A 12439-nucleotide genomic window follows, 5' to 3' on the forward strand; every position below is an offset into this window, starting at 1 on the left:
GACACCGCGCCTGGGCGGCCACCCGCCACCGGCACCGGCACCATGCCACCCACCACCGACTCCCGTACGCGGTCACCCCGCCCCACCAGACGGGAGGCCGGCGCATGACCACCACCATCGGCGGCAAGGTCGGCAAGGGCGCGTTGTGGAGCCTCCTCAACAACGTCGTGCTCCGCCTCGGCGTGCTGGTCTCCGGCATCGCCCTCGCCCGCATCCTCTCCCCCGCCGACTACGGCGTGTTCGCCGTCGCCCTCGTCGCCATGACGTTGTTGCAGGCGTTCAACGAGCTCGGCGTCAGCCTCGCCCTGGTGCGGTGGGAACGGGACGTCCGCGAGTTCGCGCCGACGGCCATGACGATCGCGGTGGCGAGCAGTTCCGCCCTGTACGCCATCACGTTCTTCGCGGCGCCCGTGTTCTGCGAGGCGATGGGCAGCCCGTCCGCGGTCGGTGTGCTGCGGGTGCTGTGCCTGGCCGTGGTGCTCGACGGCATCGCCGTGGTGCCTGCCGCCATCCTGAACCGCGAGTTCATGCAGGCGCGCAGGTTCTTCACCGACTTCGCCGCGTTCTCGGTGACCACGTCCATCACGATCACCATGGCGCTCAACGGTTTCGGCCCGATGAGCTTCGCGGTCGGGCAGATCGCCGGCAACGTCGTGTCGGTGACGATCTACCTGTTCCTGTGCCCCGTGAAGATCAAGCCCGGCTGGGACAAGGTCATCGCGCGGGAGCTGATCGCGTTCGGCTTGCCGCTCGCCGGCGCGAGTCTGCTGGTGCTGTCGGTGACGAACGTCGACAAGATCGCGATCGGCGCGCTCACCGACGAGGTCACGCTCGGCCTGTACCTGATGGCGTTCAACCAGTCGAGCCTGCCGCTGCAGGTGTTCTCCGAGGCGGCGCGGCGGGTGTCGCTCGCCGGCTTCTCCCGGTTGCTCGACGACCGGCAGAAGCTGGAGGACTCGCTGGCGCGCGGGGCCGGGTTGCTGATGGCCGCCACGATCCCGGTGTGCGTCGTGCTCGCCTGCTACGCCGAGCCGATGCTCGCGTTCGTCTACGGCGAGAAGTGGACCGGTGCGGCCGTGGCGCTGCAGATCCTCGCGATCCTCGGACTGCTGCGGGTCGCGTTGTTCATCGGCTACGACCTGCTCGTCGCGTTCGACTCCAACCGCCAACTGCTCGGCCTGCAGGCCTTGTGGCTGGGCGCGATGCTGCCCACGCTGCTGATCGGCACCCACCTCGACGGCATCCGCGGCGCCTCGCTCGCGCTGCTCGCCGTCGCCGCCCTCGTCATGATCCCCGCGTTCACCATCGTGTTGCGCCGCAAGGGCCTCAAGCTCGGCTCGACGCTCAAGGCCTGTCGCAGGCCCGCGATCGGCGGACTGCTGATCGTCCTGTCGTCGTTGGTGGTGCACGAGTTCGTCGAGGGATCGTTCGCCCTGCTCGCCGTCGGCGGGCTCGTGGCACTGGCCGTCTACCTGCCCGTCGTGTACCCGATGCGCGCGATGCTTCCCGGGAGATCCTCATCATGAACCGCAACAAGGTCTCGGCCACCGCGCGCAAGGCGCTGCGCGACGCGTTCGGCCTGTGGCCCTTGCACGAGGCCAAGAACAACGTCGTGCTCGGCAGACACGTCGGCAGGCTGAGACGGTTCGAGGACGACGAGGTCCGCCGGCACGGCCCGACGAAGCCGAAGGCGCTCGTCGCGACCGTCATCCCCACCTACAAGCGTCCCGAACTGCTCGTGGACGCGGTGAACTCGGCCCTGGCGCAGACCGTCACCGACCAGGTGGTCGTCGTGGTGGACGACGGAGCGGGACTGCCGGAACTGCCGCGCGACCCGCGGCTGCACGCGGTCAGCCTGGCCCGCAACACCGCCGTGCTCGGCCTGGTCCGCAACGTCGGCATCCGGCTGACCGACTCGAAGTACATCGCCTTCCTCGACGACGACAACACGTGGCGCGAGGACCACCTGGAGCTGGCGCTGGCGGGCCTGGAGAAGGGCCCGGACGTCGTCTACACGGCCGTGGAACGCCGCCGCGCCGACGGCACCGTGCTCGACGTGCTCACGCGGGAGTTCGACCGCGTCTCGTTCCGGGACGGCACTCCGTACGTCGACGCGAACTCGCTCGTGGTGCGCCGCTCCCCCGACGTGATCTTCAGCAGGCTGCCGCGCACCAAGTCCACCCTGCCCAAGGAGGACTGGGAGTTCGTGCACCGGCTGGCGAAGCGGCACGCCGTCGAGCACGTGCCGCAGCCCACCGTGCGCTACCTCGTCAACGAGGCCAGCTACTACACCGCCTGGGACTGACGGGTCAGCAGCCGGAACGCGGGTTTCTCGACGAACCGGAACAGCAGCCAGGCCAGCACCAGCGACACCGAGAACATGAGCGCGGCGGGGACCACAGCGGGGATCCCCGTCACGCCCAGCTCGTCGAGCCCTTCGGCGACCGTGCGGATCACGAAGTGGTGCACGAGGTAGAAGGCGAACGACACCTCGCCGAGCCACACCATCGGCCGCGACCGCCACGGCGACCGCGTGCCGTCCACATCGGACACGGCGACCGAAGCAATCAGCAACGCCAGCGGCACCACCGTCACGGCCACGAACCCGAACGTGCCGGGCACGTGCGCGGACCCGAAGTACGCCACCAGGACCAGCGCGGAGGCCGGCAGCGGCTTCAGCCACCCGATCCACTGCCCGCTCATCACGATCCGCGCCATCACCATGCCCAGCGCGAACTCCAGCACGCGGGTCACCGGGAAGACGTAGACGAACCAGTACTCGACCGGCGGCGGGAACAGCATCGCCACGACGGGGACCAGCGCCACCGCCGCGGCCAGTGCTCCCGCGATCCACCACAGCCGGGTGACGCGCGTGACCCACCGGATCAGCAACGGGAACGCGAGGTAGAACGCCGCCTCGCAGGAGAGCGACCACGCCGGGGTGTTCACGGCGAAGAACACGCTCTCCGCCGGAACCCACGCCTGCAACAGCAAAGCGCCCAGCACCACCGACACGGCGGAAACCTCGTGGGCACCGAGCACCACGAGGCCGAGCAGTGCGACGAACCAGGCGACGACGTGGTTCGGGTAGATCTTCGCGGCCCGGCGGCGCCAGATCGACGTCGCCGCCTGCCCCGGCCGTGCCGACCACGTCAGCACGAACCCGGACAGCACGAAGAAGAAGCTGACGCCGATGGCGCCGGGCCCGAACAGCAGGCCCATGGCGCTCTCGGCAGGTCCGCCCCTGAACAACCCCAGAGCGTTGAGGTGGAAGCCGAACACCGCGAGGGCCGCGACGAAGCGCAGCCCTGTCAGCGACGGCAGACGAGCGTCAGATGCCCTCACGTTTCCACTGCCTCAGCCGGTACGTCTGCCGCAGCCGGCGAGCGGCCGCGGTGAGCACCAGTGGGCTGAGCGCTCTGCTGGCGCTCGTCCCGAGGCGTTGGCGGAGACGGAGGGTGTGCCACTCGGGCAGCCGGTCGGCGCCGTCGAACGCCTTGCGGGCGAACTCGACGAGCTCCTCGACCGGTTCGGCCTCGACCCTGCCCTTGTCGTAGGCGCGGCCGGCCCGGCGCAGCGCGTCCTTGGCGAGAACCCGCCGCACCCGCTGCTCCATCGACGCCACGTCACGCCTGCTGCCGTCGGCCCGGTCCAGCAAAGCCTCGTAGGCGGCGAGGCGTTGCTGCAAGTCGCGTACACCTGACCCAGCGTAGTAGTTCACCGACATGTTGTTGCCGTGAACGCGGTAGAAGGCCTGATCGACTCCGCGGAGGTAGCCGACGTCGGCGTGCAGCGCGAACCGCATCCACATCTCGATGTCGCCGGTGTGCGGCAGAGCGGGGTCGTAGCCGCCGATCTTCTGCTGGAGCTTCGTGCGCACCACCACCTCGGGGGAGGTGATGCACCCGTCGCCCAGCTCGAACCGGCGGCGCAACCACTTCTCGCCGTCGTAGACGATCCAGCCCTGCGACTCGGTCCGCGCGTGCGGGTACGGGTCGCTGCCGTCCCAGTGCAGCGGGCGGCCGTAGACGAACCCGACGGACTCGTGCTCGTCCATCAGATCGGCCGCCCGCTTGAGCGCACCGGGGGTGAGGGCGTCGTCCGCGGACAGCAACGCGCAGTAGTCCGCGGACGCCCAGCCCAGCAGGCCTTCGTTGTAGGTGGCGATGTGACCCTTGTTGGTCTCGTGCTCCCAGACCGTCACCCGGCTGTCCGCCGCGGCGAGCTCCCTGGCGACGTCGGCGCTCCCGTCACGGGAACAGTCGTCGATCACCAGCACTCGCACGTCCACACCTGGTTGTTCCAGGACGCTGCGGACCGCGCCGGGCAACACCGAGCCGTACTTGTAGCACGGGATCACCACATCCACCGAAGACACTGCCGTTCACCCTCCCCTAGTTGTCGAACACGGCGTCGACCCAGTAGTTGGTACCGCCGCCACTGTCACCCGGCATGACCCCGCCCGAGCCGTACCGGTAGACGCCATTGGGCGCCGAGCCGGAGTGGGCGGGTGCGGTCAGCGGGCCCCTCGTCCTGTTCTCGTTGAAGTAACCGGTCGTGTAGCCGTAGTAGCCCGCGGAGGTGTGGAACGACACCACGTACGTGGTCCCCGCGGTCACCGCGACCGGGCTGGAGAAGGTCAGCGTCTGCCAGCCACTTCCGGTCTCGTTGCTGAACGTGCCCGTGGCGAGCGCCTGGCCCGTCGACGACCACAGCGTGCCGGTGTGCGTGCCCGTGTCGCCCACGGACTTGTAGAACCGGACACCGGTGATCGAACCGTTGGCGGACGGCGTGATCCTCGTGCCGAGCTCCACCGGCGAGTCGATCGCGGTCACCGCCGGGGCGTCCACCGAGCGGAACAGGGTGCACGGGCAGGCGCCCGCCGCTCCGGTCGTGAACGTCCAGGTGTGCGGTGCCGGCATCGAGTTGCCCTGCAGGTCCGTCGCGGAAACCGTGACGGTGTAGGACGTGTTGCCCGCGAGGTCCGCGTTGGGTGCGAAGCTCACCGACCTGCCGTCCGGCGTCACGCGCGTGGTGCCCGCGACGTTCGCTCCACCGGTCACCTTGACCGTGAGGCTGACCGACTCGGCGTCGACCGGCTCGTTGAACGTGGCCGTCACACCGTTGCCGGTGGGCACGCCGGTCGCGTTCGCCTGCGGGTCGCGGTTCGTCACGGTCGGCGGCGAGTTGTCCGCGCCGTCGGTCACGACGACCGGGTCGACCCAGTAGTTGGTGTCGTTGTACGAGTTCGACGGGAACCCGCCGCCGTACTGGAAGACGCCCTGGCCACCCGCGGCCGCCGAGGTCGGCGCGGTCACCACGCCACGTCCGGCGCCCTTGTTCGCGAAGTACCCGCCGTCGGCCGCGTAGTGCCCGCTCGGCGTCCGGTACGACACGACGTAGGTCTTGCCGGCCTGGATCTGCACGCCCTGCGCGAACGTCAGCGTCTGCCAGCCGGTCGACGTCTCGTTGACGAACGTCCCGGTGGCGAGGCGCGTGCCGTTGGCCGCGTAGAGCGAACCGGTGTGCGTGCCCGTGTTGGCGGCCGACTTGTAGTACCGGACACCGGTGACCACGGCGTTGCTGGAGCTGGTGAACTTCATGCCCAGCTCGACGTCACTCGGGTCGTTGGTGTCGGTGTTGTTCGGCACCGCCTGCCCGAACACCGTGCAGGGGCACGGCGCCGGTCCCGCACCGGTCGTGAAGTTCCACGTCCTCGGCTGCGCGAGCGCGTTGCCGAAACCGTCCGTGGCGTTGATCGTCGCGGTGTAGGAGGTGTTGGGCAGCAACAGGTTCGTCGGCGTGAACCGCACGACGTTGTCGTTCGTGCTCGCCGCACCCGGCACCTGGGTCGAGCCCTGGGTGAGGGTGAACGAGACGCTCGACGGGTCGACGGGTTCGGAGAACGTCACCGCCACGTCCTGGTCGGTGTGCGCGCCCGTGCCGTTGACCGCCGGGTTGCTGGAGGTCACCGTCGGCGGGTTGTTGTCGGCGCCGTCGGTGGTGACGACCGCGTCGACCCAGTAGTTGCCGCCGTTGAACGTCGAGTCCGGGAACCCGGCGCCGTAGCGGAACATGCCGTTGCCACCGGAGGACTCCGCCGACGGGGCGGTGATCGGGACGACGCCCGCGCCCTTGCCGTTGAAGTACCCGGCGGTGAAGGCGTAGTGCCCTGTCGTCGTCGAGTACGACACGGTGTAGGTCTGGCCGGCCCTGATGCCGACCGGCTGCGCGAACGTGAGCGTCTGCCAGCCGGACGCGGACTCACCGGTGAACGTTCCGGTCGCGAGGCGCTGGCCGGAGGAGTTCCACAGCGAACCGGTGTGCGTGCCGGTGTTGGCGGCCGCCTTGTAGAACCGCACGCCGGTGACGTTCGCGTTGACGGACGTCTTGATCTTCATGCCGAGCTCGATCGCCGACGTGTCACCGCTGTCCACGGTGGACGGTGTCTGGTTGCCGAACACGGTGCACGGGCACTGCTGCGCGCCGACGGTCAGGTTCACCGTCGTGGTCGCGCCGAGGTTCGCGTTGTCGTCGGACGCGCGGACCTTGATGGAGGCGGGTCCGAGGTTCGACGGCGTCCACGGGTAGGTCCACGTGGAGGTGCCGTTCGCGCGGCGCCAGGTCGTGCCGCCGTCGATGGAGACCTCGACCGAGCCGACCTTGCCACCGCCCGAGTCGAGCGCGGTGCCGGAGATCGTGTGCTGCGTGCCGGCCGGGACCGTGGAGTTCGCCACCGGGTTGGTGACGGTCACGGCCGGTCCGGTCGTGTCGGTGCTGCGGGTCGCGATGGTCAGCGGCGAGCGCAGGTTCTGCGGCTGGACGTTCATGTCCGCCAGCACGTTCACCGTCGCCTGCTGCATGGGCTGGCTGGTGGGCGTGGTCGTCGGCGCGCCGTACGGGTAGAGGTGGTCGCCGTCGAGGCCCCACGACCACTGCACGGTGCCGGCGCCCCACACCAGCGCGCGGCTGGTCTGGTCGCGGTAGAGCACCATCTTGTGCGTGGCGGGACCACCGCCGTAGAAGTGGCCGTTGTCGAGCAGCAGCTGGCCGTCGTCGACCGTCACGGTCGTCTCGGACAGCGGCACCGCGCCCGGAGGCCGGTAGTTGTTGTCCGGGTCGACGTTCCACTCGTAGCCGAGCGTGCCGGTCGGCAGCGTCGTCGTGGTGGTCGCGGTCGCGAGCGGGGTGTCGCGCCAGAAGCGCATCTTCCCGTAGGCCGCCGGCACCTGGATGGCGTCCGCGCGGTAGCCGTTGACCATGAACAGCGTGCCGGTGATCGCGTTCTCCGGCTTGCCCGCGTCGCTGGGCGGCGACAGGCGCGGGTCGCGCCACGTGCCGGTCCACTCAGGACTCGGGTCGATCTTCGTCAGCGGGACGGCCTTCGTCTCCTTGTAGCAGACCAGGGTCCGGTACGGGGTGTGCGAAGGGTCGATGCTGTTCTCGAAGCGGGTCTTCCAGAACCACTCGTTGCCCGACATGAACATCATGTTGACGCCGGCCGCGCGGGCCTGCTCGATGCCCGTGCGTTGCGCGGCGTTCACGTACTCGTCGTGACCCGACGACACGTACACCTTGTGGTTGCGCACCAGCGCGGGGTTGCGGGTGACGTCCACACCGGACAGGTAGGAGACGTTGTACCCGTTCTTCTCCAGCCAGCGCACCAGCGGGTACTCGGCGTTGAGGAAGTTCGCCGTGCCACCGTTGCGGTACGGGCGGTTGTAGCTCACCTTGTAGGCGCGGCCGTCGGACGAGCCGGCGAAACCGCCCTCGTAGAGGTTGAACTCGTTGACGTTCGGCCGGTCGCCGTACTTGTTGTACGCCTGCCACGTCTGGTCGGAGGTCTGCACGACGATGTCCGACGTGGAGGAGTCGCTGCGCACCACGAACGGGTACTGGCTCGCGCCGGCCACGCCGTCGTCGCGCACGAAGTTCGCGATGTAGAAGCCGGGGATCTGGTTGGACGGCACGTTCCAGCGCGCCGACACGGCCCAGTTGCCGCAGTCGACGAGGCCCACGTTGCCGTCGTAGGCGCAGAAGGGCTGGCTCTGCGGCAGGGAGACGATGGGGTTCAGCGTCGTGACGCGCCGAGCGCCCTCACCGTTCTTGTAGTACCCGAGTCGCAGGATCTCGACCTTGTAGTTGTTGCTCGGGGTTTTGATCTTGAAGTTGAGCTGCTCCCCCGGTTGCACGCTCGTCGCCGTGGCGAATCCCTCGATCTCGCCGTACGGTGACTCGATCCACCACTCGTCCTTCGGCGTGCCGTCCAGCGAGTTCTCGCAGACGATCGCGTTGTTCGGTGGATCACAGGGGCCCGCCGTGGCGCTGCCCGAAAGGCCTACGACGAATGTCGCGGCCAGCGCGCCCACAAGGGCGCTTCCCCAGACCTTCTTGGCCACACGAATCCTGTGCGCCGGTCTGCCCATCACGTGCCTCCATAGGGCCCTACGCCGTTTGTCTTACTTTCGGCCATACACCTCGCAGCGTTACGAAATTTGGTGTATACCAACGCATTTCACTGTCAGTGCCCTTGACATAACCGACGAGGGATGAAAACCCCCGCCAGGGGAGACCTTCAACTTCCTTGCGTCACAAGCCGTTCACCGTCAGTGCACCCGTCCACGGAGGACGGATGAACCGTCCTCACGCGCCGACCAGCCCGTCACCGGACTTCTGGTACGCCTTGCCGCACACGCAGGTGAGGTCCTCGGCCAGCCGTTCGCCGCACTCGCAGACCCAGCCGCGGACCTTGGCGGGGTTGCCCGCGACGAACGCGTGCGCCGGCACGTCCCTCGTGATCACCGCGCCGGCCGCGGCGAACGCGTGCGCGCCGATCTTCGTTCCACAAACGACGGTCGTACCGGCACCCAGCGTGACGCCGTTCTCCACGCGCGTGGTCAGCAGAGCCTCCGGGCCCTTCTTGATGTGCGCGCGGGGCCTCAGGTCGTTGGTGAAGACGACGTTCGGGCCGAGGAACACGTCGTCGCCGACCGAGACGCCGTCGAACAGCAGCACGGCGTTCTTGACCGTGACCCTGTCGCCCAGGACGACGCCGCCCTCGACGAACGCGTGGTCGCAGATGTTGCAGTCCGCGCCGACGACGGCACCGGGCAGCACGTGGGCCCACGCCCAGATGCGCGTGCCCTCGCCGACCGAGTCGCTTTCGTTGAGCCCCAGGGGGTGAACGCTAGGCATGGGCCGCCACCGCTTCCTTCAACACAGCCGCGACGCGCGCCTGCTGCTCGTGGGTGATGCCGGGGAACAGGGGCAGCGACAGGATCTCGTCCGCCGCGAGCTCCGCCACCGGGTAGCCGTCCGGCCGGCCGTACTTGGCGAACGCGCCCGTGCGGTGCACCGGCGTCGGGTAGTGGATGCCCGCGCCCACGCCGTTGTCGTTGAGGTGCTTCAACACCTCGTCGCGGTTGTGCACGCGCACCACGTACAGGTGCCACACGTGCTCGTTGCCGTCCGCGGTGCCCGGCAGCCGGACCCCGGAGACGTCGGCGAGCAGTTCGGCGTAGGTGTCGGCGGCGAGCGCGCGCTCGGTGTTCCAGCCGCTGAGCTGCTTGAGCTTCGCGCGCAGCACGACGGCCTGCAGCGTGTCGAGGCGCGAGTTGAAGCCCAGCTCGGGGTGCGAGTACTTCTTGTCGCTGCCGTGGTTGGCGAGCAGCCGGAGCTTGCGGGCCACCTCCGGGTCGTCGGTGACCACGGCACCCGCGTCACCGAACGCGCCGAGGTTCTTGCCGGGGTAGAAGCTCGTGGCCGCGGCGACGCCGAAGCCGCCCATCGGCGTGCCGTTCTGGGTGGCGCCCTGGCACTGCGCGGCGTCCTCGACGATCTTCACGCCGTGCCGCTCCGCGATCGCGCGGATGGCGTTCATCGGCGCGAGCTGACCGAACAGGTGCACCGGCAGGACGGCCTGGCAGCGCGACGCGACCTTCTCGAACTCGTCGGGGTCGAGCAGCAGGTGCGCCGGGTCGACGTCGACCGGCACCGGTACCGCGCCCGCGCGCACCGCGGCCTCGGCCGTGGCGACGAAGGTGTTGGCGGGCAACGCGACGTGGTCACCCTCGCGGATGCCGGCGGCGCGCAGGGCGAGCTCCAGCGCGTCCGTGCCGTTCGCGACGCCGACGCAGTGCGCCGTGCCGGTGAACGCGGCGAACTCCTCCTCGAACGCCGTGACGTCCGGGCCGCCGATGAACGCGGTCTTCGCCAGCACCCTGGCGAAACCCTCCTCGACCTCAGCGGCGATGCGGTCGCGCTGCAGGCCGAGATCGACCAACGGGATGTTCACTGGGACTGCCCTCTCGTTCGCTTCCTCGTCGTGGGGCGCGGGCTGTTCACACCCTCACCCCCAGTTCTCGCGCGGGCACGCCGGCCCAGGTCTCCCCGGCCGGAACGTCCCGCAGCACCACGGATCCCATGCCCACCAGCGCTCCCGCGCCGATCGTCAGGCCTTCGCGCACCAGCGCGCCGGACCCGATGTAGGCGCTCTCCCCCACCTGGACGGCCCCTGCCAGCGAGGCCCGGCCGGCCAGCGTCACGCCGTCCGCGACGGAGTCGTCGTGGGTCAGCAGCACGTGCGGCATGGCCAGCACGAAGCGCCCGACCCGTTGGGGGGCGGTGATCACAGCGCAGGCGAACAGCATCGTGCCCGCGCCGAGTTCCACCCCGGCCGCGACGCTCGCCTGCGGGTGCACCAAAGTGGCGTAGCGCTCGTCGTCGAACCCGAGCCGCTGCGCGATCCGCACCCTGCTGTCCCGGCGCGCCGGACTCGCCGTGCAGATCAGCACCTGCGCCTCGGGGTGCTCGCGCACCAGGTCGACCGGTCCGAGCACCTCGGCGCCGTCCAGCACCGCCCCGTGCTTCTCGGGTGCGTCGTCGAGCAGGCCGAGCACGGACCACCGCGGACGGACCTCGTTCACCGCGGCGATCGTCGCCAGCGCCTCACGTGCGAGGCCACCGGCACCGATCAGCAGCAGCGGTTTCATCGCGCGTCACACGCCAGTTCGAGCGCGTCGACGACCTGTTCCTGCTCGGCCTCGGTCAGCTCGTGGAACAGCGGCAGGATCAGCGTCCGGCTCGTCAGTCGTTCGGTGACCGGCAGCGGCGCGTGCGGGTGGCCGGCGTACGCGGGCTCCAGGTGCGACGCCATGATCCCGCGCCGCGCGGACACGCCCTTGGCCGCCAGGCGGTTCAGCACCTCGTTGCGCTCGACCGGGCAGTCCTGCGGCAGCTCCACCCAGAACGACTGGTAGTTCGTGGTGCCGTGGGCGGGGTCCCGCACGGCGCGCAGGCCGGGGATCCCCGTGAGCAGCTCGTGGTAGCGCGCGGCCAGCTCACGGCGGCGCGCGATGATCGCGTCCAGGCGGCCGAGTTGCACCAGGCCGACCGCGGCCTGGATGTCGGTCATGCGGTAGTTGAAGGCGGTCTCCAGGTACTCCTCCAGCACGACACCGCCACCCGCGTGGCGGTCCGCCGCGCTGACGCTCATGCCGTGCTCGCGCAGCCGCCGCGCCCGCAGTGCCACGTCGGGGTCGTCGGTCGTGAGCATCCCGCCCTCACCGGTGGTGAGCAGCTTGCGCGGGTGGAACGACCACGCGGCCAGGTTCGCGCCCGCGCCCGCCGGAGCGCCGCGGTAGGTCGACCCGGCGGCACAGGCCGCGTCCTCGACGATCGGCAGCCCCAGCCCGGCGAAGGACTCGACGTCCGCGGGCACACCGCCCTGGTGCACCAGGACGATCGCGCGCGTCCGGGGTGTGACGACCGCGGCCACCGTCTCGGCGGTCAGGTTGCCCGTCTCCTCGGACACGTCGGCGAACACCGGGGTCGCACCGCAGTACCGCACGGCGTTCGCCGTCGCGATGAAGGAGAACGACGGCACGACGACCTCGTCGCCGGGACCGATCTCCAGCAGGTGCAGCGCCAGGTGCAGCCCGGTGGTGCACGACGACACGGCGACACCGTGCCCGGCACCGACCCGTGCGGCGAACGCCTCCTCGAAGGTCCGCACCCGAGGCCCCTGCGCGACCCAGCCGGAACGCACGGCCTCCGCCGCCGCCTGGGCCTCCTCCTCGCCGATCAGCGGTCGCATCACCGGGATCATCGACGGCCCCCTGCGGAACTCTGCGCGGACACGGAAACTCCCTTTTCCACGAGGCGCAAGGCCTCCACGAACTCTTGGTCGGGACGGACGGCCGCACCGGCGCGAGCCATCGACATTCCTAATAGGACGTCGGGCCGAAACCGACTGTCGTTACACGTCTTGAGGTATTGATCCAAACAAAACCCAACGGGCGCAACGACTTCCGCGACTTCGTCACGGTGCGTGAGATCAACAGCACCGGCGGGGACGACGGCGTCCCGAATGGCGGCACTGCGATCGGGGTGCGGCGGGCGCCGGTCGACCTGGGGGTGTCGACCGGCCCCGCCGCGGTTC

9 protein-coding genes are annotated in these 12439 nt (G+C 69.7%); 2 read left to right on the forward strand and 7 right to left on the reverse strand.

All coding sequences use genetic code 11. The features are described from left to right. Positions 1–104 precede the first annotated feature (104 nt). The gene (locus tag ACFWN2_RS15785) at positions 105–1526 is read left to right on the forward strand and encodes a lipopolysaccharide biosynthesis protein (RefSeq protein WP_382428094.1); all 1422 of its coding nucleotides are present in this window, start codon (positions 105–107) and stop codon (positions 1524–1526) included. Continuing rightward, positions 1523–2305, forward strand: a complete 783-nt coding sequence (locus ACFWN2_RS15790) for a glycosyltransferase family 2 protein (protein WP_382428096.1) — start codon at positions 1523–1525, stop codon at positions 2303–2305. The genes ACFWN2_RS15785 and ACFWN2_RS15790 overlap by 4 nt, the downstream gene beginning before the upstream one ends. Here ACFWN2_RS15790 and ACFWN2_RS15795 read toward each other — a convergent pair. The 7 genes from ACFWN2_RS15795 to ACFWN2_RS15825 all read right to left on the reverse strand — a co-directional run bounded on the left by ACFWN2_RS15795 (position 2287) and on the right by ACFWN2_RS15825 (position 12094). Continuing rightward, complete coding sequence (locus tag ACFWN2_RS15795; RefSeq protein ID WP_382428098.1) at positions 2287–3345, reverse strand: acyltransferase family protein; 1059 nt, start codon at positions 3343–3345, stop codon at positions 2287–2289. The genes ACFWN2_RS15790 and ACFWN2_RS15795 overlap by 19 nt on opposite strands. Continuing rightward, complete coding sequence (locus ACFWN2_RS15800; RefSeq protein WP_382428100.1) at positions 3332–4378, reverse strand: glycosyltransferase family 2 protein; 1047 nt, start codon at positions 4376–4378, stop codon at positions 3332–3334. Before ACFWN2_RS15800 ends, ACFWN2_RS15795 begins: the two co-directional genes overlap by 14 nt. Positions 4379–4394: 16 nt before the next feature. Then, positions 4395–8426 (reverse strand): DUF4082 domain-containing protein, encoded by a 4032-nt coding sequence (locus ACFWN2_RS15805; RefSeq protein ID WP_382428102.1) that lies wholly within the window; start codon positions 8424–8426, stop codon positions 4395–4397. A 217-nt stretch (positions 8427–8643) separates the two neighbouring features. Continuing rightward, a complete protein-coding gene (locus ACFWN2_RS15810) occupies positions 8644–9195 on the reverse strand; it encodes an acyltransferase (protein ID WP_382428104.1) in 552 nt (183 codons plus the stop codon). Further along, on the reverse strand, positions 9188–10294 hold the full coding sequence (locus ACFWN2_RS15815; RefSeq protein WP_382428106.1) for a DegT/DnrJ/EryC1/StrS family aminotransferase: 1107 nt from the start codon (positions 10292–10294) through the stop codon (positions 9188–9190). Before ACFWN2_RS15815 ends, ACFWN2_RS15810 begins: the two co-directional genes overlap by 8 nt. Before the next feature lie 46 nt (positions 10295–10340). Next, positions 10341–10991, reverse strand: coding sequence for a NeuD/PglB/VioB family sugar acetyltransferase (locus tag ACFWN2_RS15820; protein WP_382428108.1), 651 nt, complete (start codon positions 10989–10991; stop codon positions 10341–10343). Next, positions 10988–12094 (reverse strand): DegT/DnrJ/EryC1/StrS family aminotransferase, encoded by a 1107-nt coding sequence (locus ACFWN2_RS15825; RefSeq protein WP_382428110.1) that lies wholly within the window; start codon positions 12092–12094, stop codon positions 10988–10990. Before ACFWN2_RS15825 ends, ACFWN2_RS15820 begins: the two co-directional genes overlap by 4 nt. Positions 12095–12439: the final 345 nt, after the last annotated feature.

The organism is Lentzea sp. NPDC058436 (assembly GCF_042721515.1).
Lineage (GTDB): Bacteria > Actinomycetota > Actinomycetes > Mycobacteriales > Pseudonocardiaceae > Lentzea.

What these genes read in the sequence shown, in the direction of transcription:
- ACFWN2_RS15785 (WP_382428094.1), top strand. Translation starts at nt 105, where the DNA reads ATGACCACCACCATCGGCGGCAAGGTCGGCAAGGGCGCGTTGTGGAGC.
- ACFWN2_RS15790 (WP_382428096.1), top strand. Translation starts at nt 1,523, where the DNA reads ATGAACCGCAACAAGGTCTCGGCCACCGCGCGCAAGGCGCTGCGCGAC.
- ACFWN2_RS15805 (WP_382428102.1), bottom strand. Translation starts at nt 8,426, where the DNA reads ATGGGCAGACCGGCGCACAGGATTCGTGTGGCCAAGAAGGTCTGGGGA.
- ACFWN2_RS15810 (WP_382428104.1), bottom strand. Translation starts at nt 9,195, where the DNA reads ATGCCTAGCGTTCACCCCCTGGGGCTCAACGAAAGCGACTCGGTCGGC.
- ACFWN2_RS15820 (WP_382428108.1), bottom strand. Translation starts at nt 10,991, where the DNA reads ATGAAACCGCTGCTGCTGATCGGTGCCGGTGGCCTCGCACGTGAGGCG.
- ACFWN2_RS15825 (WP_382428110.1), bottom strand. Translation starts at nt 12,094, where the DNA reads ATGCGACCGCTGATCGGCGAGGAGGAGGCCCAGGCGGCGGCGGAGGCC.